General features: G+C 70.2%; 21 protein-coding genes. 5 read left to right on the top strand and 16 right to left on the bottom strand.

Going from position 1 to position 23834, the window contains the following annotated elements; all coding sequences use genetic code 11:
• Nucleotides 1–34: 34 nt before the first annotated feature.
• Nucleotides 35–3583 (top strand): AfsR/SARP family transcriptional regulator, encoded by a 3549-nt coding sequence (locus tag ACQP06_RS32610; RefSeq protein WP_433668747.1) that lies wholly within the window; start codon nucleotides 35–37, stop codon nucleotides 3581–3583.
• Between the two features lie 63 nt (nucleotides 3584–3646).
• Here the strand turns inward: ACQP06_RS32610 and ACQP06_RS32605 are convergent, their stop codons facing one another.
• The 8 genes from ACQP06_RS32605 to ACQP06_RS32570 all read right to left on the bottom strand — a co-directional run bounded on the left by ACQP06_RS32605 (nucleotide 3647) and on the right by ACQP06_RS32570 (nucleotide 10208).
• On the bottom strand, nucleotides 3647–4486 hold the full coding sequence (locus ACQP06_RS32605; RefSeq protein WP_433668745.1) for an ABC transporter permease: 840 nt from the start codon (nucleotides 4484–4486) through the stop codon (nucleotides 3647–3649).
• Entirely contained in the window at nucleotides 4483–5496 is a 1014-nt protein-coding gene (locus ACQP06_RS32600) for an ATP-binding cassette domain-containing protein (protein WP_433668744.1), read from the bottom strand. Before ACQP06_RS32600 ends, ACQP06_RS32605 begins: the two co-directional genes overlap by 4 nt.
• A gap of 169 nt (nucleotides 5497–5665) precedes the next feature.
• Nucleotides 5666–6802, bottom strand: a complete 1137-nt coding sequence (menE, locus tag ACQP06_RS32595) for an o-succinylbenzoate--CoA ligase (protein ID WP_433673497.1) — start codon at nucleotides 6800–6802, stop codon at nucleotides 5666–5668.
• Nucleotides 6803–6860: 58 nt separating this feature from the next.
• Nucleotides 6861–7169, bottom strand: a complete 309-nt coding sequence (locus ACQP06_RS32590) for a DUF3349 domain-containing protein (RefSeq protein WP_433594772.1) — start codon at nucleotides 7167–7169, stop codon at nucleotides 6861–6863.
• Nucleotides 7170–7263: 94 nt separating this feature from the next.
• A complete protein-coding gene (locus tag ACQP06_RS32585) occupies nucleotides 7264–7533 on the bottom strand; it encodes a hypothetical protein (RefSeq protein WP_379275923.1) in 270 nt (89 codons plus the stop codon).
• 9 nt (nucleotides 7534–7542) lie between these two features.
• Nucleotides 7543–8757: an anion permease gene (locus ACQP06_RS32580; protein WP_433668742.1), complete on the bottom strand. Its 1215-nt coding sequence runs from the start codon at nucleotides 8755–8757 to the stop codon at nucleotides 7543–7545.
• 91 nt (nucleotides 8758–8848) lie between these two features.
• Nucleotides 8849–9241, bottom strand: coding sequence for a VOC family protein (locus ACQP06_RS32575; RefSeq protein WP_433668740.1), 393 nt, complete (start codon nucleotides 9239–9241; stop codon nucleotides 8849–8851).
• A gap of 73 nt (nucleotides 9242–9314) precedes the next feature.
• Entirely contained in the window at nucleotides 9315–10208 is an 894-nt protein-coding gene (locus ACQP06_RS32570; protein WP_357281816.1) for a 1,4-dihydroxy-2-naphthoyl-CoA synthase, read from the bottom strand.
• A gap of 351 nt (nucleotides 10209–10559) precedes the next feature.
• Between ACQP06_RS32570 and ACQP06_RS32565 the strand changes: the two genes are divergently transcribed.
• Nucleotides 10560–11006, top strand: a complete 447-nt coding sequence (locus ACQP06_RS32565) for a DUF6918 family protein (protein WP_379275930.1) — start codon at nucleotides 10560–10562, stop codon at nucleotides 11004–11006.
• A gap of 101 nt (nucleotides 11007–11107) precedes the next feature.
• Here the strand turns inward: ACQP06_RS32565 and ACQP06_RS32560 are convergent, their stop codons facing one another.
• The gene (locus ACQP06_RS32560) at nucleotides 11108–11935 is read right to left on the bottom strand and encodes a siderophore-interacting protein (RefSeq protein WP_433668737.1); all 828 of its coding nucleotides are present in this window, start codon (nucleotides 11933–11935) and stop codon (nucleotides 11108–11110) included.
• 88 nt (nucleotides 11936–12023) lie between these two features.
• Here ACQP06_RS32560 and menD point away from each other — a divergent pair, with 88 nt between their 5' ends.
• Complete coding sequence (gene menD / locus ACQP06_RS32555) at nucleotides 12024–13658, top strand: 2-succinyl-5-enolpyruvyl-6-hydroxy-3-cyclohexene-1-carboxylic-acid synthase (RefSeq protein ID WP_433668735.1); 1635 nt, start codon at nucleotides 12024–12026, stop codon at nucleotides 13656–13658.
• Here the strand turns inward: menD and ACQP06_RS32550 are convergent.
• Both ACQP06_RS32550 and ACQP06_RS32545 read right to left on the bottom strand, forming a co-directional pair.
• Nucleotides 13655–13909, bottom strand: a complete 255-nt coding sequence (locus ACQP06_RS32550) for a hypothetical protein (protein ID WP_433668733.1) — start codon at nucleotides 13907–13909, stop codon at nucleotides 13655–13657. The two genes, menD and ACQP06_RS32550, sit on opposite strands and share 4 nt — an antisense overlap.
• 88 nt (nucleotides 13910–13997) lie before the next feature.
• A complete protein-coding gene (locus ACQP06_RS32545) occupies nucleotides 13998–14231 on the bottom strand; it encodes a hypothetical protein (protein WP_433668731.1) in 234 nt (77 codons plus the stop codon).
• A 173-nt stretch (nucleotides 14232–14404) separates the two neighbouring features.
• Between ACQP06_RS32545 and ACQP06_RS32540 the strand changes: the two genes are divergently transcribed.
• Nucleotides 14405–14983 (top strand): TIGR03086 family metal-binding protein, encoded by a 579-nt coding sequence (locus ACQP06_RS32540; RefSeq protein WP_433668729.1) that lies wholly within the window; start codon nucleotides 14405–14407, stop codon nucleotides 14981–14983.
• A gap of 64 nt (nucleotides 14984–15047) precedes the next feature.
• On the opposite strand, the gene ACQP06_RS32535 is transcribed toward ACQP06_RS32540, so the two are convergent.
• The gene (locus ACQP06_RS32535; protein WP_433668727.1) at nucleotides 15048–15680 is read right to left on the bottom strand and encodes a TetR/AcrR family transcriptional regulator; all 633 of its coding nucleotides are present in this window, start codon (nucleotides 15678–15680) and stop codon (nucleotides 15048–15050) included.
• An 85-nt stretch (nucleotides 15681–15765) separates the two neighbouring features.
• Between ACQP06_RS32535 and ACQP06_RS32530 the strand changes: the two genes are divergently transcribed.
• Complete coding sequence (locus tag ACQP06_RS32530; protein ID WP_433668726.1) at nucleotides 15766–16800, top strand: aldo/keto reductase; 1035 nt, start codon at nucleotides 15766–15768, stop codon at nucleotides 16798–16800.
• A gap of 4 nt (nucleotides 16801–16804) precedes the next feature.
• Here ACQP06_RS32530 and ACQP06_RS32525 read toward each other — a convergent pair whose 3' ends face one another.
• The 4 genes from ACQP06_RS32525 to ACQP06_RS32510 form a co-directional block, all read right to left on the bottom strand.
• A complete protein-coding gene (locus tag ACQP06_RS32525) occupies nucleotides 16805–17878 on the bottom strand; it encodes an alpha/beta hydrolase (RefSeq protein ID WP_433668725.1) in 1074 nt (357 codons plus the stop codon).
• Between the two features lie 119 nt (nucleotides 17879–17997).
• Nucleotides 17998–22440: a molybdopterin-dependent oxidoreductase gene (locus ACQP06_RS32520; RefSeq protein WP_433668724.1), complete on the bottom strand. Its 4443-nt coding sequence runs from the start codon at nucleotides 22438–22440 to the stop codon at nucleotides 17998–18000.
• A gap of 144 nt (nucleotides 22441–22584) precedes the next feature.
• Nucleotides 22585–23298 (bottom strand): demethylmenaquinone methyltransferase, encoded by a 714-nt coding sequence (locus tag ACQP06_RS32515; protein WP_433668722.1) that lies wholly within the window; start codon nucleotides 23296–23298, stop codon nucleotides 22585–22587.
• A 9-nt stretch (nucleotides 23299–23307) separates the two neighbouring features.
• Complete coding sequence (locus ACQP06_RS32510) at nucleotides 23308–23826, bottom strand: DUF3592 domain-containing protein (RefSeq protein ID WP_433668721.1); 519 nt, start codon at nucleotides 23824–23826, stop codon at nucleotides 23308–23310.
• Nucleotides 23827–23834: the final 8 nt, after the last annotated feature.

The following is a 23834-nucleotide window of genomic DNA, read 5'->3' as shown; positions in this document are numbered from 1 at the left end:
GGCGGCGGGATCGCTCACCTACGATTGGTTGGGAATGAATTCGGAAAAAGGCAGTTCGAGCAGCGCGGGCAGCGCGCGGGTGGCGGATGTGGGCGACTCGATCCTGGTGGCACTGCTGGGTGAGATCGCCCTGCGCCGCGACGGCGCGCTCACCGCTGTACCCGGAGCCCGGGCCCGGCTGCTGGTGGCGGCCCTGGCCGTGCACCCCGGGCGCAGCCGCAGCGCCCAAGCCCTGATCGACGAGGTGTGGGGCGAGGATCCGCCGCGCGCGCCGATGAACGCCCTGCACACCCAGGTCTCGCGGCTGCGTTCGGCGCTGCCCGACGGCGTGCTCGAGATCGGCCCGGCCGGCTACCGGCTCATGCTGACCGCCGACCAGGTCGACCTGAGCCTGGCGCAGTCCCTCGAAAGGCAAGCCCGCCAAGCCCATACCGCCGGTGACCACGCCGCCTGCCTGGAACTGCTGGCCGCCGCCCGCGCCCTGTGGCGCGGCGAACCCGGCGCGGACCTGCCGCCCGGACCGGTCGCCGAGGACCTGGCCGCCCAGGCCGCGACCCGCCGCCGCGCCCTGGACACCCTGGAACTGACCGCCCGCGAGGCCATCGGCGACCTGCCCGCCGCCATCGAGCTGGCCCAGCACGCCGTGGCCGCCGACCCGTTCGACGAGCCCGCGCACGCCACCCTCATGCGCTTGCTGGCGACGGCGGGCCGCGTCAACGAGGCCCTCGACGTCTTCGCGACGCTCCGCACCCGCCTGGTCGACCAGCTCGGCGCGGACCCGGGCCCCGCGTTGGTGGCGCTGAACACCGCCATCCTGCGCGGCGAACCACTCCCCGGTGGACCGGACACGAGAATCATTGCGGTCCCCGGCTATTCGGACGATGACGGTGATCCGTCGGTCCAGGGCGGGGCGCCCGGCCCGGCTGGCCACGACCGCCTCGGTCGCCGGAACGGCAATGGCTCCGGGCTGATCGCGATTCGCGCGCAGGAGGATTCGGACTCGGCCTTCGCCGACACGCCGGTGACCGCCGGACAGGTGCGTTCCCTGCGCCGGGTGCTGAGCGCACAGCACGCCGCGGGCGCGCGGGAACCGGTGGGGGAGACCGCCATCGGCCTGCGAGTCGCGCCGAATCCCTTGCTGGGCCGCGAATCCGATCTGGAGCGGCTCGAGCAGCTGGTCCGAACCTCCCGGGTGACCACGGTGCTCGGCCCGGGCGGCACCGGCAAGACTCGCGTCGCCAATGAGCTGGGCGCGCGTCTGTCCCACGACACCGCGGTGGCGCTGGTGGAGTTGGCGTCGCTGCGCGCCGACGCGGCGGACGCGGCCGACACCCGTGCCGAGATCGAGGTCGCCATCGCGGCCACCCTCGGCGTCGCCGACTGGGAGACGAACATGCTGCTCCAGCAGCGCCGCCGTGATATCGGCCAGCGGCTGCGGGACGCGCTGGCGGTGCGGCCGACCCTGCTCATACTCGACAACTGCGAGCACCTGATCGAGCCGGTGGCCGAACTGGTGGCCGACCTCGTCGGCGCCAGCGAGCAGCTGACCGTGCTCACCACCAGCCGCGCGCCGCTGGAGATCACGGCCGAGGCCGTCTACCCGTTGCCGCCGTTGACCATCGACTCCGCCGGCTCGCCCGCCACCGAGCTGTTCGAGGCACGAGCCCGCTCGGTGCGGCCGTCGGTGCGGTTGGACCCGGAGGTGGTGGCCCGACTGTGCCGCACCCTGGACGGTCTGCCGCTGGCCATCGAACTGGCGGCGGCGCGGGTGCGCACCATGAGCGTGGAGGAGATCGACTCCCGCCTCGATCACCGATTCACCCTGCTGCGCAGCGGTGATCGCAGCTCGCCGCAGCGGCACCGCACCCTGTACGCGGTGATCGAGTGGAGCTGGAACCTGCTCGACGAGCCGCAGCGTATCGCCCTGCGCCGGCTGTGCCGATTTCCCGCGGGGTTCACCCTCGCCGCGGCCGAGACAGTGCTGTCCGGACCCCAGATCGGCGATGTCCCCACGGCGGTCGACGGTCTGGTGAGCCAGTCCCTGCTGACGGTGCTGGAGGACGAACAGGGCGGCACCCGCTACCGGATGCTGGAAACGGTTCGGGAATTCGGCGACGAGCAGCTCGCCCTCACCGGTGAGGCCGGTCCGCTGATGGACCGGATGTCGGAGTGGGCCAGGGCTTTCGCGGTGGAGGCGGTGGCCGGTTATCAATCGCCCGAACAGATCTCCACCGTGCTGACCCTGTCCGATGAACAGGACAACCTGGTCGCGGTGCTGCGGCACGCCGTCGAGCGCCGGGACGCGGCCGTGGTGCACACGGTGTTCCCGGTGCTGGCCGGATTGTGGGTGCTGCGCGGCGCGCACATGGAGTTGATCAGCTGGTCGCGGCGGATCATGACGGTGCCGCCCCGCGTTCGCCCGCCGGTCGCCGCGGAGACCGATCTGCAGGTGCTGGGCAATCTGATGCTGGGCCTGCACATGCTGTTCGGCAATCCCGAGCTGCGCGAGGTGGCGACGGTCCGCAGTTGGATCCGCCGCACCCTGAGCTCCGGCGCTCCGATGAGCCCGGTGTTCCGTTTTCTCGGCGAACTGGTGACGCGCTCGTACACCACGATGCACCTGGCCAGGCGGCTGGCCTACGGCACGCGGTCGAGCGATCAGCAGATCCAGGTCACGGCATTGTTGTTGCGCGCCAACCTGTGTGAGAACAGCGGCATCGTGTACGGCTCGATCCGCGACGCCGAGACCGCCATGCGCATCAATGCCGATCGTGACATCTGGAACTCGGCGATGACCTCCCAGCACCTGGGCAGCTTGCACGGCCAGTCGGGCCGGTACCCGGCGGCGGTCGGCTACTACCGCCGGACCGTCGAGCTCATGGAGGAGTTCCGGGCCTGGGACGAGAGCGTCGAGATGCGCAGCTATCTGGCCGTGGCGCTGGCGGGTTCGGGCGAACCGGCGGCGGCGCGGCGGGCATTGGAGCCGGTGCTGGGCTCCTACGGCGGGATTCCCGCGGTCGATGCCCCCGTGACCCAGCCGAATCACCGGCTGGCGGTGGTGGCGGCCGCGCTCGCGGAAATCGAACTCGTCGAAGGCGACACCGACACCGGGTTACGCCGGTTCCGGCAGGTGCTGCCCTTGCTGGACTGGCCGGAGAGCGTCACCGTGCCCGGCCCCGGCGACATGATCCTGGCCTCGGTGACCATCGACGCGCATGTCCTGCACGGCCGCGCGGACCTGGTCCGCCGGATGGCCGCCGAGTTGTCCGACATCGCGGTCCGCAAGCTGGGCCAGTACTGGGATCTGCCGCAGCTGGGTTCGGTGGCGTGCGCGGTCGGCAGTTGCCTGCTGGCCACCGGCTCGGAGGTCGATCGTGGTCTGGAGTTGCTGGCGTTGTCGCAGCGGGTCTTCGGTCGCCAGGACTATCCATCCATGCGCTGGACCCGGCACCTCGACCTGCACCGCTCGACACTGGGCGCCGAGCGGCTGGACGCCGCGCTGCACTCGGTCACGGGGCTGGGCCGCCGCAAGGCCGCCGAGCGCATCATCGAGCTCCTGGGCGAGCTCGACGGTGTGCTCTGAACCCGGACACACGACAACGCCCGCCCACCGGAATCCGGTGGGCGGGCGTGTTTTTCGAGCGGGTCAGGCGCGGCGCATGTAGGCCCGCACCGCGAGCGGCGCGAAGATCAGGATGACCACGACCGAGCCGATGAGCGACCAGGCCAGGTTGGCGCTGTAGACGTTGCCGTTCATCAGTTCACGGGCGGACTCGACCATGTAGTAGACCGGGTTGGCCTTGTTGATGCCCTGCAGCCAGCCCGGCATGGTGGACACCTGGGCGAAGGCGCCGGACATGAAGGTCAGCGGGAACATGATCATCATGGACATGCCCTGGACCGCGGGTGCGCTCTTGCCGGTGATGCCGATCAGCGCCCAGATCCAGCTGATCGCGAAGGAGCAGAACACCACGACCAGTCCGGCGACCACGACACCGGCCACGCCGCCGGCGGGACGGTAGCCGAGGATCAGGCCCATGCCGATGGTCAGCGTGGTGGCCAGCCCGTAGCGGACCATATCGGCGATGAGCGCGCCGGCCAGCGCCGAGATGCGGGCGATGGGCAGGGATTTGAAGCGGTCGAACACGCCCTTGTCCATGTCCTCGCGCAGCTGGGTGCCGGTGACGACGGAGGTCAGCACGACGGTCTGGACCAGGATGCCGGGGATCAGGATGGGCAGGTAGTCGTGCACGTTGCCGCCGATGGCGCCGCCGAAGATGTAGGCGAACAGGGCGGTGAACAGGATCGGCTGCACGGTGACGTCGAACAGCTGCTCGGGATTGTGCTTGATCTTGACGATCCCGCGGTAGGCCATGGTGAGCGAATTCGCCACGGTCTGCTTGAACGGGATGTGGTTGGAGGCTTCGGGAATGGGCGCGGCCGTGGCCGCGTGCCGCCCGGTGGGGGCGGTGAGAGTCGTGGTCATGCCGCGCTCCGTTCGGTGTCGGTGTTGTCGTCGTCCTCGGCGCCGTGCCCGGTGAGCGCGAAGAACACTTCGTCCAGGCTGGGCTTGGCGACATTGATCTCGTCGATCCGGATGTCGTTCTCGCGCAACCGGATCAGGATGTCGGTGGTGATGGACGGGTCGGGCAGGGGTGCGGTGATGCGGCCCGCCTCGGGGGTGATGGTGGCGTCGACGGTGCGGCCGGCGGCGCGGGAGAGGTACTCGCCCACCAGGATCCGGGCCTCGTCGATGCGGTCGCGGTCGGCGAGGGTCAGCTGCAGCGTGGACAGTCCGACCGAGGACTTGAGCTGGTCGGAGGTGCCGTCGGCGATGACCTTGCCGCGGTCGATGACCGCGATCCGGTCGGCGAGCTGATCGGCCTCGTCCAGGTACTGCGTGGTGAGCAGCACCGTGGAACCGTCGCGCACCAGCCGCCGGATGGTGTCCCACATCTGGGCGCGGGTGCGCGGGTCCAGGCCGGTGGTCGGCTCGTCGAGGAACAGCAGCGGCGGGCGGGAGATCAGGCTGGCGGCCAGATCCAGGCGCCGCCGCATGCCACCGGAGAAGTTCTCGAGCGGCTTGTCGGCGGCCTCGGTCAGTCCGAACTCTTCGAGCAGTTCGGCCGACTTGCGCCGCGAGTCGGCCCGGGACAGGCCGAGCAGGCGCGAGAAGATCACCAGATTCTCGGTGGCCGTGAGCTTTTCGTCGACGGACGCGTACTGGCCGGTCACGCCGATCAGGGAGCGGACCGCGGTCGGTTCGGTCAGCACGTCGCGGCCGAAGATGCGGGCGCTGCCGCCGTCGGGCCGGAGCAGGGTGGCGAGCATGCGGATGGTGGTGGTCTTGCCGGCCCCGTTCGGGCCCAGCACGCCGTAGACGGCCCCCCGCGGCACCGCGAGACTGACGCCGTCGACGGCCCGCTGCTCCCCGAAGACCTTGACCAGGCCGTCCGCCTCGATGGCGAGCGTCTCAGCAGGTGTGTAAGAAGTCATGGCTACACCTTGCGGACCGCGCCTTGCACCCCGCTTGCACGGCGATTGCACGCGCACGCAAGGGCGTCGCGAGCCGACGCAAGCGCCGCTTGCATGGGGTGTCGCGAGGGCCCTGAGCAGCGAAAAGGCCCGTCCATCGGCGGATGGGCGGGCCCGGATCGGTCGAGCGTCAGTTGGGTGAGGCGGCCAGCAGGAGCTGGCGGAGCGCGGCGCGGTCGGGCTTGCCGGGCCCGCGCAGCGGCAGTTCGTCGAGCACCGCCAGCTCGCGCGGGGCGGCGATGGCGTCGAGTTCGGCGACCACGTGGTCGCGCAGTTCGTCGAGGGTGGGGGCGATCGCGCCCGGGGCCGGGACGATGGCGGTGGCCACCCGCTGGCCGAGCCGGTCGTCGGGCAGGCCGAGGACCACGCATTCGGAGACCGCGGGGTGGGTGATCAGCACGGCCTCGACGACCTGCGGGATGACCAGCAGCCCGCCGGTCATGATGGCCTCGTCGAGGCGGCCGGTGATGGTGAGCACGCCGTCCTCGACGAACCCCGCGTCCTCGGTGCGGAACCAGCCGGGTTCGGCGAAGGCGGGGTGGTCGGAGATATTGCGGTAGCCCTTGGCGATCATGTCGCCGCCGAGCAGCACCCGCCCGTCCTCGATGCGTACTTCGGTGCCCGTCAGCGGTACTCCCTCGTACACGCACCCGCCGCAGGTCTCGCTCATGCCGTAGGTGCGGAAGACGGTGATGCCGGCGGCGCGGGCCCGGTCCAGCACGGGTTTCGGGGTGGCGGCTCCGCCGACCAGTACGCCGTCGAGTCCGGCCAGGGCGGCGGTGGCGGCGGGCTCGTCGAGGGCCTTGATCAGCTGGGTGGGGACCAGGGAGGTGTAGCGGCGCGGGCCGCGCATGCCGGCGATCGCGCCGACCAGGGCCTCGGGCAGGAAGCCGCCGGAGACGTCGAGCACGGTCGGTTCGGTTCCGGCCAGAATGCTGCGCAGCAGCACCTGGATCCCCGCGATGTGATGGGTGGGCAGCGCCAGCAGCCACTGCCCGGGACCGCCCAGACGCTCGTGGGTGGCGTCGCCGCTGGCCCGCAGATTCGCGGCGCTGAGCATGGCGCCCTTGGGGTTTCCGGTGGTGCCGGAGGTGGTGACCACCAGGGCCACTTCCTCGTCGATGGCCTCGCCGGGCCGCAGGCTGGAACTCAGGCGCTGGGTCTCGCGGCGGTCGGCGGTGGGGACGGGCAGCCAGGCCGGGCCGTTGCCCTCCAAGGCTTCTCGCAGATGCGGCAATACTTCGCCCACCGCTGCGCCGGTGGGCATGGGAAGGATTCGGAGGGTATTGCTCACAGTCGCGATCGTGTCATTCCGTCTAGTGCGGTCAGTCGGACGTCGGTGTCGCCAGCGGCCAACCACCGGCTGCGAGCCGGGAGGCCACCCGAGCGATATCGTCCTCGCCGGGCTGCTCCTTGGCAACTCGGGCGATGGCCGCCTCGATGTCGGCGCGCTCGATGTCCTCGCGATCCATATCCGGGGTCGCGACCCGGTCCCGGACCAGTCGCTCCACCACCAGGTGCACTTCGTAGTCGGTGAGCCGCCGGTGCAGGACGGCCAGCAACGCCACGTAATCGGACTGCGGGATGCCCTGTGGATATCCGGCTTTGAGCCAGTCCAGCACCTTCTGCAGCACGTTCTGCCGCGGCGGCGCGGCGGGGGCCGGGTCGGCGACGGGCGGGGTCGGCTGTTCGGGGGTACTCACGAGCGTGCCTTTCGATGAGGCGGCGTCACGCGCCGAGCAGGTGAATTCCGAGTCGGGTGGCGAGGAAGCCGCGTGCGATGAAGAGCACACCGACCACCACCGCGATCATGACCACCGCGAAGCAGAGGGTGGAGGCGACCAGCGCGGCGGTGCGGGTGGCCCCGGTCGCGCCGTCGTCGACGCGGGCGCGGCAGCGGATGCCGACGGCGAAGACGGTGGGCAGCCCGGCCCCGAAGAGCATGGCGGCCAGCACGACTCGCCACAGGTCGGAGAGGTTGGAGAGCAGGGTGTGCATCGCGGTCTCCTAGCCGATTCCGACGGTGTCGTCATTGCGCTCGGGCTGCGCGGACGCGGGCGCCGCGGGGGCGGCCGGAGCGGGCGCGCCCTCCCAGTCGGCGGTGACGTTGTGCGAGTTGACCACCGCGCGCTTGGAGCGGTACCAGATGAGCGCGGCCATGGCGATCAGCAGCCCGAACACCACCAGCACGCCGACCGTGCCGCCGATGCCGTGCAGGATGGCCCAGCAGATCGCGCCGACCACACCGGCCAGCGGCAAGGTCAGCACCCAGGCGACCACCATGCGGCCGAGCACGTTCCAGCGCACCTCCGCGCCGGGCCGTCCGATGCCGGAGCCGAGGATGGATCCGGTCACCACCTGTGTGGTGGACAGCGGCAGGCCGAAGTGGGCCGAGGTGAGAATGATCGCCGCACTGGTGGATTCGGCGGCGAAGCCCTGCGGCGGCGCGATGTCGACCAGGCCCTTGCCCAGCGTGCGGATGATGCGCCAGCCGCCCAGGCAGGTGCCCGCGGCCATGGCGACGGCGCACGACACGATGACCCACAGCGGCAGTGGATCGGTGGCCTTGGCCGAACCGTGCGCGATCAGCGCCAGGAAGATGATGCCCATGGTCTTCTGCGCGTCATTGGTGCCGTGCGCGAGCGAGACCAGCGAGGAGGTGCCGATCTGTCCCCAGCGGAAGCCACGGGACACGGTGTTCTCGTTGCTGCCGCGGGTGATCCGGTACACCAGCCAGGAGGCGGCCGAGGCGACCAGCGCGGCCACGACGGGGGAGAGCACCGCCGGGATGATGATCTTGGCGATGACGCCCTTGCTGCCCGCGGTCCAGATCACGCCGTGCAGGCCCAGGGCCGCCAGGGTCGAGCCGATGATGCCGCCGAACAGGGCGTGCGAGGAACTGGACGGCAAACCCAACAGCCAGGTGAACAGATTCCACAGAATGCCGCCGACCAGACCCGCGAAGACGATGTCGAGCAGGGCCCGCCCGCTCACCTCCGACAGGTCGACGATGCCCGAGGCCACCGTCGCCGCGACGGCCACGCTGAGGAAGGCCCCGATGAGATTCAGCGCCCCGGACAGGAGTACGGCGGTACGCGGCCGCAACGCCCCGGTGGCGATGGAGGTAGCCATCGCGTTCGCGGTGTCATGGAATCCGTTGGTGAAGTCGAACGCCAAGGCTGTGCAAACAACGATCAGCAGAACGAGCAGTTCGGCAGACACACCGATCAGTTTGCGTCATGGTCTTTACGGTCTGTTAACCGGTGCCCCGGACGTGTTTCACAGTTACCTTCGTGCTAAGGCCCGTGGAGCCTCAGTCGTCGCCCCGGATGTCCCGCCGGATCGGATGATCCGCCGGGATCTCCACGAGCACCAGCGGCACGCCGTCCGGGTCGCGCAGCCACATCTCGATCAGTCCCCAGGGTTCGCGCACGGGCGCGCGGTCGATGGCGATCCCGCGCAGCGCGAGTTCCGCGGCGGCGTCGTCGCAGTCACGCACCTGCAACCAGATCGCCCCCGCGAACCCGCTCGGCGCGTCGCCCGCGCGCCCGTGCCCGGCCACCTCGAGCAGTCCCTGCCCGGCGAAGAAGACCGTCCCGCCCGGATACTCGCGAGCGATGGCCAGCCCCAGCGCATCCCGATAGAAGGCCAGGGTTCGCTCGTAATCGCTCGGCCGGAGAATGACCCGACTGCTCAGTATCTCCATGAGTGCAGCATGACAGCTTGTCGTTTGCCGCACCCGAAGGTTCGGGGGCGCGGGGCCCGCGAGTTCCGGAGCGTCAGAAGTAGTAGGGGTACGGCGTCCAGTCCGGGTCGCGCTTCTCGAGGAACGCGTCACGGCCCTCGACCGCCTCGTCGGTCATGTAGGCCAGGCGCGTCGCCTCGCCCGCGAACAGCTGCTGACCGACCAGTCCGTCGTCCTGAAGGTTGAACGCGTACTTCAGCATCCGGATGGCCTGCGGCGACTTGCCCAGGATGTCGGCCGTCCACTCCAGCGCGACGTCCTCCAGCTGCTCGTGATCCACGACCGCGTTGACCGCGCCCATGGCGTGCATCTCCTCGGCGGTGTACGGCCGCCCCAGGAAGAAGATCTCGCGAGCGAACTTCTGTCCCACCATCTTCGCCAGGTAGGCGCTGCCGTAGCCGCCGTCGAAGCTGCCCACGTCGGCGTCGGTCTGCTTGAACCGGGCGTGCTCGCGGGAGGCGAGGGTGAGGTCGCAGACCACGTGCAGGCTGTGCCCGCCGCCCGCGGCCCAGCCGTTGACCAGGGCGATGACCACCTTGGGCATGAAGCGGATGAGCCGCTGCACCTCGAGGATGTGCAGGCGTCCGGCGCGGGCGGCGTCCACGGTGTCGGCGGTCTCGCCGGAGGCGTACTGGTAGCCGCTGCGGCCGCGGATGCGCTGGTCGCCGCCGGAGCAGAAGGCCCAGCCGCCGTCCTTGGGGCTGGGGCCGTTGCCGGTGAGCAGGACCGCGCCGACGTCGGAGGTCATCCGGGCGTGGTCGAGGGCGCGGTAGAGCTCGTCGACGGTGTGCGGCCGGAAGGCGTTGCGGACTTCGGGGCGATCGAAGGCGATCCGGACCGTGCCCTGCTCGACGTGCCGGTGGTACGTGATGTCGGTGAGGTTCTCGAATCCCGGAACGGGCCGCCACAGCGTCGCATTGAAGGTCACGGGAGTGAACATACTGTTCCGGCTCTCGCCGTGGTGAAGACCCACCGCAGTTCGGCGCGGTGTTTCGCAGGTCGCCCGGAATTGCGGCAGCGGAATTCGGCCATCCGGCAAGGGCGCTGATCATTAGCCGATGGACCGTCCGAAGGCCAAAGCGGTCACTTGTTACCAGTGGGGAAATGAACGACCGGGGAACAGTCGCCGAAAGTGAAACGCTGCCAATCGATTGCGGGTGCTTTACAGTGCTGTTGCTGCTGTGGCAGTAGCAGCGCATTGGCATCGTGTGTGCGGGGACACCGGTGCGTATAGTTGCGTGCGCTCGTTCATCGAAAAACTATCCGGAGGAACCTGAAAGTGGTTGCAGCACTGTCTGAATCCCTGCTCGATGACGCCAAGCGTCCCGCCTTCATCGCGGATGCGGAGAAGGTTCTGGACGAGGAGGTGTCGGACAAGGGCGGCGCGTCGGGCCTGGTCGTCAAGGGCGGCTACGCCGCGATCAAGAAGGTCAGCCCCTCGATCGTGGGTGACGCGCTGGAGTCCTTCGTGCCCAAGTTCGTCGAGCAGCTCGAGCCGTACTGGGCCGAGTACCAGAACGGCGGCACGGGTTCGTTCGCGGACCTGCTGGTGTCCAAGCAGGACGAGGTCGCCGACGCGCTCCTGTCGGTCACCGACGCGCGGGCCGAGTCGTCGTCGCGTCCGGCGCTGACCAAGGTCTACAACTCGATGCGGTCGTCGGCGAAGAAGCATGTCGCCGAGGCGCTTCCGCGTCTGGGTGAGCTGGTTCAGCGTCACGCTGGCTAAAAACTGACCGGTTCGCGGCCCGACGAGGGGCCGCGAACGGGGTCCGTATCGAGGTCATGTGCGAATGCCCGCGAGGTGGTTCGGGGGCACTCGCGACCGATTCATCCCTGGGACTTGCCGACCCGCCAGTAGCCGGTGAAGGTGATGTCCGCCTTCGGGATCGCGCGTTCCTGCGCGAGATGCCGCCGCACGCCGGCGGCCAACTTCTGCTCGCCCGCCACGAAGGCGTAGACGCCGGCGCCGGGAATCTCGGCCTGCCGCACGGCCTCCGCGGCCAGCACCCCGACCTCGCCGTGCGCGTCGGTGCGGACCAGCCAGTTCACGGTGACGCCCGCGGGTTCGCCCAGTTCCTGCTTGTCCTCGTCGGACGGGATCTCGATGTAGGCCGCGCCCTTCGCCTCGCGCGGCAGCGAGCGCAGCACGCCCGCGATGCCGGGCAGCGCGCTCTCGTCGCCGACCAGCAGCGTCCACTCGCAGTGATCGGGGGCCTGGAAGGTGATGCCCTCGTCCAGCAGTCCGGCCTTGCAGCCCGGGGTGACGGTGTTCGCCCACGCCGAGGCGGGGGTGTCGTCGCCGTGGATGGCGAAGTCGACGTCGATCTCGGCGGTACTGCCGAATTCGCCGAATCCGGCGGCCCGGTAGTCGCGAACGGTGTAGTTGCGGGCCAGCGGCCGGTGTTCCTTGCCCATCATCAGGTACTGCGCGTACCAGCCGAGATTGGTGGCCGAGGTGGGCAGGCGCAGGTCGCCGTCGCGGCCGGGCATGAAGAGCCGGAACCACTGGTCGAAGCCCATGGCGGTGAAGCTCGCCAGGCCCGGTCCGCCCAGGGTGACCCGTACGAAGTGCGGGCTGATCCGTTTGCTGGCCAGTACTTCGGCGGTGAGGATTTCCCGGTGTTCGGGCTTGACATGCTTGCTGCGCTTCGCCATTCGATTAGGTTAGCAAACCCTAACTTTTCGGTATAGGTGTGATCGGGCCGACGCAGCGCCCGGCCGGGCTGTCTGAGAGGCTGGAGGCGTGAATCCATCGACAGCACAGGCGCACGTCGTCGTCGACGAGCTCGCGCGCGGCGGAGTGCGAGACGTGGTCCTGTGCCCGGGATCGCGAAACGCACCGCTGGCCTTCGCCTTACAGGCCGCTGACCAGGCCGGGAAGATCCGGCTGCACATGCGCATCGACGAGCGCAGCGCCGGATTCCTCGCCGTCGGCCTGGCCGTGGCGAGCGGTCGCCCGGTGCCCGTCGTCATGACCTCCGGCACCGCCGTCGCCAATCTCGGGCCCGCCGTGCTCGAGGCCAACTACGCTCGCGTCCCGCTGATCGTGCTCAGCGCCAACCGGCCCTACGAGATGCTCGGCACCGGCGCGAACCAGACGGTCGAGCAGTTCGGTCTGTTCGGTAGCCAGGTGCGCGCCGCCATCAGCCTCGGCCTGGCCGAGGACGAACCCGGCGCCGAGCTCTACCCGAAGCAGAACAGCGTGTGGCGCTCGGCGGTGTGCCGGGTGCTGGCCGCCGCCCGCGGCACCCGCTCCGGCAATGCCGGACCCGTGCACTTCGACATCCCGCTGCGCGAACCGCTGGTCCCGGATCTGGCCGCCGGCGACTCGCTGCCCGCCGGCCGGGCGGGCGAACAGCCCTGGACCGCAACCCAATACGCGACCCTGGACGTGCCGCTCGACATCGACCTGACCCAGGACACCGTGGTCATCTCCGGTCACGGCGCGGGCCATCGTCCCGAACTCGCGGCGCTGCCGACCGTGGCCGAGCCGACCGCGCCCATGCACGGCCCCGCCCTGCACCCGCTGGCCCTGCCGCTGCTGCGGCCGAAGCAGGCCATCATCACCGGGCGGCCGACCCTGCACCGGCAGGTGTCCAAGGTCCTCGCCGATCCGGAGGTCACGGTGTTCGCGCTGACCACGGGCCCGCGCTGGCCCGATGTCTCCGGCAATGTGGTGGGCACCGGCACCCGCGCGGTGACGCACGGCGCGCCCCGGCCGGAATGGCTGGAGCTGTGCCGGGATCTGAACGAGAAGGCCGTGTCGGTGGTGCGGGCCGAGCTGGCCGGGCACCCGAAGCCGACCGGTCTGCACGTCGCGGCGGTGGTGCTCGGCGCCCTGCACGACGGCGACCAGCTGCTGCTCGGCGCGTCCAATCCGGTGCGCGACGCGGCCCTGGTCGCGCACCCGCGCCCCGGCATCCGGGTGCTGTCCAATCGCGGCGTGGCCGGCATCGACGGCACCGTCTCGGCGGCGGTCGGCGCGGCACTCACCCATCCCGGCCGCACCATCGCGCTGATGGGCGACCTGACCTTCCTGCACGACGCGTCCGGCCTGCTCATCGGCCCGGGCGAGCCGCGGCCGGAGGATCTCACCATCGTGGTCGCCAATGACGACGGCGGTGGCATCTTCGAACTGCTCGAACAGGGCGACCCGCAGTACGCGGGCGTGTTCGAGCGGGTCTTCGGCACCCCGCACGGCATGGATCTGGCGGCGTTGTGCGCCGCCTACCGGATTCCGCACCGCCAGGTCGACCCGTCCCAGCTGGCCGACGAGCTGACCGGGCGCGCGCACGGCATCCGCGTGCTCGAGGTCGCGACCGAGCGGTCGAGCCTGCGGGAACTGCACGCCACCGTGCGCGCGGGAGTGTCGAACTAGCCGGGCAGGTCCCAGTCGTCACCCATGGGGACGGGGATCGCCTGCTCGACGAGGTCGCCTTCGGACGCGGTCCAGCCGTTGTCGTCGGCGGGCAGCGGGGTGATCTCGGAGTCGGATTGGAGGACCCGGTCGGCGAGGACGTCGCGGTCCGGGTAGGCGTCGGTATCGGGGTAGGGCTCGTCCGCCGGGAAGGCGGGGATGTGCTGTTCGACGTAGTCGGCCTCGGGCACCGCGTCGATTCGATCGATCATCGCTGGCTCCTCTCTGCCGGTGGGGTCGTGCAGGCGGCCACCTTCGAGAATGCCCCTGCTCACGGCGTTCGGCAACCGCCGCCGGGCGTCACTCGCCGGGCTGCGGGCCGTCGTCGGCGGGATGCTCCACGAGGGCGAGCACCCGCCCGGCCATGAAGCGGGCAGTACGTACCGGCCCCCCGGTTCTGGTCACCTCACTGACTTCGACAATCCCGCGCGCGATGCGGGTTTCGATGCGGCGGCCCGCTCTGGTGGCCACGATTTCGTAGTTCCGAGACCCGTCGCCGGTGTCGACGACGATCTCCACACGATCACCCTTCATCTATCAATTCTCCTCCCCACCAGCGCTTTTCGCCGCTGATCGCACCTAACGAACCGGTTGCGACGCGGCGGTGCAAGCACATTCGCGCGGCCGGCGATGAATTCCGCGGCCCCGCGCCGTCCTTATGACCGACCGGGCCGCACCGGCGGTTCGGCATGCCTCCGGGAGGAACCATGACCACTCCGGAATTCGATCTGGAAGCCGCCGCGGGTGGGCTGGAGGCGGTGGTCGCCGCCGTCTCCGACGCCGACCTCGAGCGCCGCACGCCGTCCGGGATCAGCGTGCGCGACATGCTGGTCCACGTCCTCGGCTTCACCGAGGGCTTCCGGCAGGGCGCCACCAAGGAGATGATCGGCCGCTCGCAGCCGCCCGAGCCCGGTGTCGGGACCCTGCCCGAGGACTGGCGCGACCGCGTTCCCGCGCAGTTGAAGGCGCTGGTGGCGGCCTGGCGCGAACCGGCCGCATGGTCGGGGGAGACCGAGGTCGGCGGCGTCCTCGCCCCGGCTCGGACGATGGCCGAGTTCGCGCTGGACGAACTGATCGTGCACGGCTGGGATCTGGCCCGCGCGGCGGCGCGTCCCTACGACCCGGCCGCCGCGGATCTCGCGGTGCTGCTGGGCATGCTGCGCGACACCCCGCGGGAGGGCATCCCGGGACTCTTCGGGCCGGTGGTCGATATTCCGGCCGAGGCGCCGCTGCTGGACCGTGTCCTGGGACTGACCGGCCGCGATCCGGCCTGGACCCGGGACTGATCGGGGCTCGGAGCCGGGGCGTGGGCGCGGCGAGGGGTCGCGCCCACGATCCGAGACGGCAGACTCAGGGCGCGGATCGCCCGGTGCCGGAGACGAATACGCCCTGTTCGGCGGCGAGGGCGGCGGCCGTCGCCGCGGCGGTGACGGTGGCCTCGTCGACCGGGTCGCCGCTGGCCAGCAGGCGGTAGTAGAGCGGGGCGGAGATGGCGGAAAGCACTGCGCGCGGGTCGGTTCCGGCCGGAACCTCGCCGCGGGCGGCGGCGGCTTCGACGCACGGCGACCATTCGGTGAGCCGGGTGTCGTAGAAGGCGCGCAGCGCCGCGGCGGCGGTGTCGTCGCTGGTGGCGGCGGCGATGACGGCCCGGAACAGGCGGCCCTGCCGGGGGTCGGTGAGGGTCCTCCCGACCAGCCGCGCATTGGCGAGCAGGTCGCCACGCAGGGTGCCGGTATCGCTGTGGGGGAGTGAGGTTTCGGCCATATCGGCGAGCAGGTCCGCGACCAGTCCGGCGGGGCTGCGCCAGCGACGGTAGACGGTGGTCTTGCCGACCTCGGCGCGGGCCGCGACCTCGGCCAGATCGAGGGTGGCGTAGCCGTGTTCGGCCAGGAGGTCGCCCGCGGCGCGCAGCACGGATTCGCGGACGCGCGCGGTGCGTCCACCGGGGCGGACCGAGCCGGGGCTCGTTGTGTCCGGATTCATAACGGGTCTCCAGTTCCGTTTGCGGCGAGACGAGTGTAGCGTCCTCGGTGTTAATGAAACTATGGTTCCGTTAGGAGTGGTGATCATGGAATACCGTCGGCTCGGCGCATCCGGTCTGCTGGTTCCGGCCCTGAGTTTCGGCGCGGGCACCTTCGGCGGCCGCGGCGAACTCTTCTCGGCCTGGGGCGACACCGACGCGGCCCAGGCCCGCCGCCTGGTGGACATCAGCCTGGACGCGGGCGTCACCCTGTTCGACACCGCCGACGTCTACTCGGACGGCGCCTCGGAAGAGGTACTGGGCGAGGCGATCCGGGGCCGCCGCGACCGCGTGCTGATCTCGACCAAGGCCACCCTGCCCACCGGACCGGGCCCGGCCGACGCGGGATCCGGTCGCACCCGGCTGATCTCGGCGGTCGAGGGGTCGCTGCGCCGGCTCGGCGTCGAGCACATCGACCTGTTCCAGCTGCACGCCTTCGACGCTGGCACCCCCGTCGAGGAGGTGCTCTCGGCCCTCGACTCGCTGGTGCGCTCCGGCAAGATCCGTTACGTGGGCGCCTCCAACTTCGCGGGCTGGCAGCTGATGAAATCCCTTGCCGCCGCGGACCGGCACGGCTTCCCGCGCTATGTCGCGCACCAGGTCTACTACTCGCTCGCCGGGCGCGACTACGAATGGGAGCTCATGCCGCTGGGCCTGGACCAGGGTGTCGGCGCGGTGGTCTGGAGCCCGCTCGGCTGGGGGCGGCTCACCGGGAAGATCCGTCGCGGCCAACCGCTTCCGCCCGGCAGCCGCCTGCACAAGACCGCCGAGGCCGGGCCGCCCGTCGACGACGAGCTGCTCTACGACGTGGTCGACGTGCTCGACGAGATCGCCGCCGAAACCGGCCGCACCGTCCCGCAGATCGCCCTGAACTGGCTGTTGCGCCGCCCGACCGTGGCCACCGTCATCGTCGGCGCGCGCGACGAGGAGCAGTTGCGCCAGAACCTGGGCGCGGTGGGCTGGAGCCTCGACGCCGAGCAGATCGCCCGGCTGGACAAGGCGAGCGCGGTGACGCCGCCCTACCCCTACTACCCGTACTACCGGCTGGGGGACTTCGCGCGCGTCAATCCGCCTGTCGTGTAGGCGGTTACGCGGGCGGGAACAGACCCTGCGCGAGCACCGGCCACGACGCCTTCAGGTCGTCCTGCCAGTAGCCCCAGATGTGGGTGCCGCTGCTGCGGAATTCGAAGGTCGCGGGAATGCGCATGGATTCCAGGCGCTTCTGCAGGATCACCGTGGACAGTTCGCAATTGGCCTCGATGAGCGAGCCCAGCGCGACGGTCTTGGCGGTGTCCTCGGGCTTCTCCATGCGGCCGCGCGCCCCGGGCATGTCGAACGCGCCCGGGATGCCGTTGCCGGTGGAGATGAAAAGGTTGGTGCCGCGCAGTTTCTCGGCATTGAGGGTGGGGTCGTTGGCCGCCCACTGGGCGCTGCCCTCGGGGCCCCACATGTTCTCGACCTTGCCGCCGCCGTACATCTCGGTGACCATCTTGATGGCCTCGCGGCCCATCGGCGTCATGGTCTGGAAGAAGCCGCTGTACACGGCGGCGCTCTTGAACAGGCCGGGGTTGAAGATGACCGAGTTCAGCACGGGCAGACCGGCCATGGAGATCCCGGCGATGGCGTTGTTGCCATTACTGCCCAGCGCCGCGTCCATCAGCGGCGGCAGTTCCTTGCCGAGGTAGGTGGACCACTTGTTGACGCCGAGCGACTTGTCGGCCTGCGCCCAGTCGGTGTACCAGGTGAACGCGCCGCCGATGATCTGCACGACATTGATGTTCTTGTCGGCCAGGAAATCCAGTGCGTCGGTGCGCAATTGCCAGGTGGCGGCGTCCACGCCGCCGCCCGCGCCATTGAGCAGGTACAGGGTGGGGCGGGCGTCGTCGATGTTCTCGGGGCGCTGCACGTCGACCGGGAAGGTCTGGTTCATGGCCGCGGAGTAGACGGTGAAGACGACGTGGCGGCTGTCGGTGGCCGCGACGCTCTTGATGTAGGAGCCGTCCTCGGTCTTGAAGTCGGGGACGCTGACGCCGGGGGCGACCGGGGCGGCGGGGGTGGTGGGTTCCGCGCCGGCGGGCACGCCGCCCAGGCTCAGGGTCGCGGCGGCCGCGAGGGCCGCCACCGCGATTCGTCCGGTGATTCGACTGATCCGACCGTTCACGCTCCCGGCCCTTCGTGCTGCTGGCAGCCGTCGCGAGGGACGGCTCGCCCGCCTGTGAGACTGGACGGGCGAGTTACAAATACCACAGTTTCACATTCGGGGTGCCGGAATCGAACCAGTCAGTACACGTCGCGCACGTACCGCTTCTCCGCCACCAGCTGCTTCTTGAACGCCAGCGCGCCGTCCTCGCTCAGCTTGCCGTGAATGCGCGCGATCTTCAGCAGGGTGTCGTCCACATCCTTCGCCATTCGCGCCGCGTCACCGCACACGTAGAAATGCCCGCCCTCGCGCAGCCACGCCCACAACTCCGCGCCGTGCTCGATCATGCGGTGCTGCACGTAGATCCGCTCCCGCTGATCGCGCGAGAACGCCAGATCCAGCCGGGTCAGGAAACCGGAGCGGAACATGTCCTCCAGCTCGGCCCGGTAATAGAAATTGTCCTTCGCGTGCTGATCGCCGAAGAACAGCCAGTTGCGGCCCGTGCACCCCAGCGCCCGGCGCTCCTGCAGGAAGCCGCGGAACGGCGCGATGCCGGTGCCCGGGCCCACCATGATCATCGGCGCGGTCGGGTCCAGCGGCGGCCGGAAGTGCGGGGCCCGCTGCAGGAAGATCGGCACCTCGGCGTCCGCGCGATCGGCCAGGAAGGTCGAGCTCACGCCGCCGCGCCGGGCCGCCGACCCGATCGCCGCCGGATCGCCGTAGCGCACCACGCCGACCGTCAGCTGCACCTCGTCCGGGCTCACCAGCGGACTCGACGAGATCGAATACTGGCGCGGCTGCAGCTTCTTCAGCGTGCCCAGCCACTCCACCAGATCGGCCCGCACCGGGAAATCGCGCAGTACGTCCACCGCCTGCCGATCCCACAGATATCCGTCCAGCTCATTGCGATTGTCGCGCCGCAAGAGCTTGGCCAGCCGCGGATTGGCATTGTGCTCGGCCACGAACGACAACAGATCCGCGCTCACCCGCGTGATGTCGTAATGCGTGCGCAGCGCCTCGGCCAGCGGAACCTCGCCATTGTCGATCTCGATCAGCCGGTGCCCCTCGAGACCGGTTGCCGCCAGCCATTCCCGCACCAGCGACTCGCAATTCGCGGGCCGAATGCCCAGCGAATCCCCGACCTCGTAGGTGGTCTCCGGATCGCTCAGATCGAATCCGAACTGCCGCACCTCTTTCCCGGAGCTTTCGCGGGAAAGCAATTCATTGCGAACCAGTTTCGAGAGCACCGGAGAATTCCGGGTGAAAGGCGCCGCGGCGCGTGCCCGACCCGGAGCGACAGCCGTTGCGCCCCGGGCGCTTCCGGGCCCGCCGGCACCGCGTCCGAGCGGACTCGAGGCGCCCACACCGCCACGCACGTCGTAGCTACCGGCGGCGTTCCAGGTGGGCGTGTCGCCAACGTACGTCCCGCCGGAACCCCGGCCGCCCGGAGCGCCGAAGGGCGGCGTGGAATTTCCGCCCCGCGGTCCCGCCCCGGACCCGCCTCGGTTCCCGGCATCGATGGCCGTGTCGCCCGCCGCGTTCGCGAGCACCCCGGTCACGGCGTCGAACCAGGCCGCGGACGCGTCCTCGTGGTCGGGTTCGCTGTCCACGCGGGGCAGCAAGCGGGTCGCGCCGCGCTTGGCGAGCAGCTCGTCCAGCTTCCGGCCGTGGCCGCAGAAGTCGTCGTAGGAGGAGTCGCCGAGTGCGAACACCGCGAAGCGCATCCTGGTCAGCCGGATCGCGCTGTCGTTCAATCGTTCCCAGAAGTCCGCGCCATTGTCCGGCGGCCCGCCGTCGCCGAAGGTGCTGCTGATGACCAGCACATCGCCGGTGAGATCGGACAATTCGGCCGAGTCCATGTCCAGGAGCCGCGGCGCGAAGCCCGACTCCACGAGATGAGTCGTCAGGGCCGCGGCCAGATCCTCCGCGGTCCCGGTCTGCGAGGCCCACAGGATCGTGACGGTCCGCGCCGGAGCCTCCGCGCTCTCGCCGCGCTCGGACCGGCCGGTGAAATCCGTGCTCACGTCCGCCGCGAAGCCGATCGAATCCGCCGCGAACCCGGCCGGGAGCGGCTGCGCGCCACGGGAGTACATCCCGCCCAGCAGGCCGTCGATCCATGCCCGGCTGCGTTCGGAGATCGGCGCGGTCGCCGGCAGCACCGGCACCCCGCTGACCGGCAGGCTCTGCAGCGCCGCGAGATACCCGCCCAGGTAGATGCGCTCGACCTCGCTGAGCGTGGGCGCGGTGGCGGTCTCCAGTCCGAGCATGACCGCCAGCGGATGCGGGCCGCCGAGGGCCACGCCGCCGGACGCGGGCACGGGTGCGCCGCCGCTCTCGGGTGCGGACGGAACCCGTTCGGCGGCATCCGTTTCCGTCTCGGGGTCGCCGGTCGTCGCCGTGCTCAGCGCCGCGACCTTGCGCAGGCGCACCGCGCAGGCCTTGAACTCCGGTTGCAGCGAGATCGGGTCCACCGCGTCATTGGTGACGGCATTGATGGTCAGGTATTCGCCCTGTTCGTCGTTCCAGTGGAAGGGCGCGAAGCAGCTGCCGGGCAGGACGCGGTCGCTGAGCAGGGCGGGCAGTACGGCGCGGCCGCGGCGGGAGGCGATCTCGAGCTGGTCGCCGTCGCGGACCTCGAGGCGGGCGGCGTCGTCGGGATGCAGTTCCAGGAACGGCTTGCCGTTGAGCTTGTTCAGTTTCGCCACCTTCCCGGTCTTGGTCATGGTGTGCCACTGGTGTTGCAGGCGGCCGGTATTGAGGACGAACGGGTGGTCCTCGTTCGGCATCTCGGCGGGCAGCAGGTGCGGGCGCGGCCAGAACACGGCCTTGCGGCTCGCGGTGGCGAAGGCCAGGCGCGGCGTGTTCCCCTCCGCGTCGGTGAAGCGGGTCTGGCTGACGCCGTCGTTCACATAGCGAATCGGGTTGCGCCGCCGAGCCGGATCGGGGCACGGCCACTGCGCGGGCCCGGCGCGCAGCAGGTCGTAGTCGATGCCGCGCAGGTCGTATCCGGTGGCCGGGTTGGCGAAGCGGCGGATCTCGTCGAAGATCTCGGCGCTGGAGGCGTAGTCGAAGCCGGGGAAGCCGAGCGCCGTCGCCATCTGCGCGATGAGCTGCCAGTCCGGCCGGGCGTCGCCGATCGGCTCGACCGAGCGCTGCAGCAGGGTCAGGTTGCGTTCCGAATTCACCTGCACCCCATCGGCCTCCGCCCACAGGGTGGCGGGCAGCAGCAGGTCGGCGTAGGCGTTGGTGGCGGTGTCGGTGTACACGTCCTGGGCGATCACCAGGTCGGCGGCTTCCAGCCCGGCGATCACGGTGCGCCGGTTGGCCATGGAGGCGACCGGATTGCTGCACATGATCCAGCAGGCCTTGATCCGCCCGTCGGCCAGACCGCGGAACATCTCGATCGACCCGGGGCCGGGCTCGGCGCGAATGGTGCCGGGTTCCAGCCCCCATTCGGCTTCCACGAAGGCCCGGTCGGCGTCGGCGAGCACACTGCGCTGGCCGGGCAGCCCCGGTCCCATGTAACCCATTTCGCGTCCGCCCATGGCGTTGGGCTGCCCGGTGAGGGAGAACGGCCCGCTGCCGGTGCGGCAGATGGCGCCGGTGGCCAGGTGCAGGTTGATGATGGCGTTGGTGGCCCAGGTGCCGTGCGTGGACTGGTTGATCCCCATGGTCCACAGCGACATCCATTCGCCGGCCGCGCCGATCCACTCGGCGGCGGTGCGGATGTCGGCCTCGGCGAGTCCGGTGACCTGGGCGACCAGGTCCGGGGTGTAGGCGTAGAGGAATTCGGGCAGGTCCTCCCAGCCCTCGGTGTGCTCGGCGATGAAGTCGGCGTCGATGTCGCCGTTCTCGACCAGCAGGTGCAGCAGCCCGTTCAGCAGCGCCAGATCGGTGCCCGGCTTGATCTGCAGGAACAGGTCGGCGCGCGCGGCGGTGTCGGTGCGCCGCGGGTCCACCACGATGAGCTTCGCGCCCGCCTTGAGTCGATCGGCCATGCGCAGGAACAGGATCGGGTGGCAGTCGGCCATATTGGCGCCGATCACGAAGAACAGGTCGGCGTGGTCGAGGTCGTCGTAGGAGCCCGGCGGCCCGTCCGCGCCCAGCGACAGCTTGTAGCCGCTGGCCGCACTCGCCATGCACAGCCGCGAATTGGCTTCCATGTGCACGGTGCGCAGGTGGCCCTTGGCGAGTTTGGTGGCCAGGTACTGGGCCTCGATCGACAGCTGACCGGACACGTACAGCGCGACGGCGTCCGGACCGTGCGTGTCGAGGATCACGCGAAGCCGTTGGGCGGCTTCGTGAACGGCCTCGTCGACCGGCATGGGCACGGGCGGCTGGCCGCGTTCGGGGCGGCGGTAGGCGGTCTCCATGCGGCCGGGCGCGGCCATCAGCTCGGCGTGGGTATTGCCCTTGGTGCACAGCCGCCCGGCATTGACGGGGTGGTCCTTGTCGCCCTTGACCTTGGCGATCACCGGCAGTCCGAGCGGGCCGGACTTGGTTTCGACGGTGATGCCGCAGCCCACCCCGCAGTACGAGCACGCGGTCCGGGTGCTCGTCGGGGGCGTCGGCTGTTCGGGCATGGTTCCGAGTTAAGCCACCCCGAGTTGCGGGGGATTTACCGAACGTTATCGGCAGATGACAATCCACCTCACAGCCGTTTTTCGCGGCTGTGAGGTGCAGGTCGGGCCGCTACCGTGAGCAATGCCACAGGCCGGCGGCGGGTATCAGCCCAGCTTGTAGCCGCGGTGCAGCGCCACGATGCCGCCGGTGAGATTGCGCCACTTCACCGCCGACCAGCCCGCGTCCGCGATCCGCAGGGCCAGCTGCGGCTGGTTGGGCCAGGCCCGGATGGACTCGGCCAGGTACACGTAGGCGTCCGGGTTGGAGCTGACCGCGCTGGCCACCCGCGGCAGCGCCTTCATCAGGTACTCCATGTAGGCGGTCCGGAACGGCGGCAGGGTGGGGGTGGAGAACTCGGCCACCACGAGCCGCCCGCCGGGCTTGGTCACCCGCAGCATCTCGCGCAGCGCCAGGTCCGGGTCGGACACATTGCGCAGCCCGTAGGAGATGGTGACGGCGTCGAAGGAGTCGTCGGCGAAGGGCAGGGCCATGGCGTCACCGGCGACCATGGGCACATTGCGCCAGCGTCCGGCCGCGAGCATGCCCTGGGAGAAGTCGGCAGCCAGGCACCAGGCCCCGGATTTGGCCAGCTCCACCGTCGAGACACCGGTTCCGGCGGCCAGATCCAGCACCCGCTCGCCGGGGCGCAGCGCCAGGGCTTTCCGGGTCGCCATCCGCCAGTACCGGTCGATGCCGCCGGTCATCACCGTATTGGTGATGTCGTACCGCTTGGCCACGCCATCGAACATCGACGCGACTTCGTTCGGCTGCTTGTCCAGCTGGGCCCGAAAAGACTCCCGCTGCCTGATTTTCGCCACCTTCGCACCCTAACCGGCCACGTGGTCGCGCGACGATCGCGTCCGCTCGCCGCGCAGTCGCGCCCGCACGGCGCGATACCAGCGGGTCGGGGGCGAGCCGAGCAGCCAGAGCGCGGGGATGGCGATGGCCCAGGCGACCACGATCACCGACAGCGCCGGGATGACGGCGACCCGCGCATCGCGACCCGCCACCCGAACCAGATCGGGGTCGCTGCGCCGGTATTCGACATTGATGCGCTCGCCGACGGTCAGTTTGGTCGGGTAGAGCACGCCGGTCTTCGGATTGTGGGTCTCGCCGTCGGGCGTGACGAAGATGACCGCGGACCGCAGGGTGCCCGCGGAGAGCACTTCGGCGCTGGTCACGCCCCGATCGCTATTGATGAGATGGTCGTCGCGCCAGGCCGCGAGCACCAGCAGCACGGCCAGGAAGCTGACCGTCGCCGCGGCGATGACGATCCCGAGCCGAGTCCGCCGCCACCGAACCGCCTGCCGCTGTTCAGTCCTGGGAGACTGGCTAGTTTCCGACACTTCAGCAG

Origin of the sequence: Nocardia sp. CA-136227, assembly GCF_050955695.1 — a bacterium.
GTDB lineage: Bacteria > Actinomycetota > Actinomycetes > Mycobacteriales > Mycobacteriaceae > Nocardia.
Note: the sequence above shows the minus strand (reverse complement) of the source record. Positions and strands in the feature narration are given on the sequence as shown.

What these genes read in the sequence shown, in the direction of transcription:
- ACQP06_RS32610 (WP_433668747.1), top strand. Translation starts at nt 35, where the DNA reads ATGAATTCGGAAAAAGGCAGTTCGAGCAGCGCGGGCAGCGCGCGGGTG.
- ACQP06_RS32605 (WP_433668745.1), bottom strand. Translation starts at nt 4,486, where the DNA reads ATGACCACGACTCTCACCGCCCCCACCGGGCGGCACGCGGCCACGGCC.
- ACQP06_RS32600 (WP_433668744.1), bottom strand. Translation starts at nt 5,496, where the DNA reads ATGACTTCTTACACACCTGCTGAGACGCTCGCCATCGAGGCGGACGGC.
- menE (WP_433673497.1), bottom strand. Translation starts at nt 6,802, where the DNA reads ATGCCCACCGGCGCAGCGGTGGGCGAAGTATTGCCGCATCTGCGAGAA.
- ACQP06_RS32585 (WP_379275923.1), bottom strand. Translation starts at nt 7,533, where the DNA reads ATGCACACCCTGCTCTCCAACCTCTCCGACCTGTGGCGAGTCGTGCTG.
- ACQP06_RS32575 (WP_433668740.1), bottom strand. Translation starts at nt 9,241, where the DNA reads ATGGAGATACTGAGCAGTCGGGTCATTCTCCGGCCGAGCGATTACGAG.
- ACQP06_RS32560 (WP_433668737.1), bottom strand. Translation starts at nt 11,935, where the DNA reads ATGGCGAAGCGCAGCAAGCATGTCAAGCCCGAACACCGGGAAATCCTC.
- ACQP06_RS32550 (WP_433668733.1), bottom strand. Translation starts at nt 13,909, where the DNA reads ATGATCGATCGAATCGACGCGGTGCCCGAGGCCGACTACGTCGAACAG.
- ACQP06_RS32545 (WP_433668731.1), bottom strand. Translation starts at nt 14,231, where the DNA reads ATGAAGGGTGATCGTGTGGAGATCGTCGTCGACACCGGCGACGGGTCT.
- ACQP06_RS32540 (WP_433668729.1), top strand. Translation starts at nt 14,405, where the DNA reads ATGACCACTCCGGAATTCGATCTGGAAGCCGCCGCGGGTGGGCTGGAG.
- ACQP06_RS32535 (WP_433668727.1), bottom strand. Translation starts at nt 15,680, where the DNA reads ATGAATCCGGACACAACGAGCCCCGGCTCGGTCCGCCCCGGTGGACGC.
- ACQP06_RS32530 (WP_433668726.1), top strand. Translation starts at nt 15,766, where the DNA reads ATGGAATACCGTCGGCTCGGCGCATCCGGTCTGCTGGTTCCGGCCCTG.
- ACQP06_RS32520 (WP_433668724.1), bottom strand. Translation starts at nt 22,440, where the DNA reads ATGCCCGAACAGCCGACGCCCCCGACGAGCACCCGGACCGCGTGCTCG.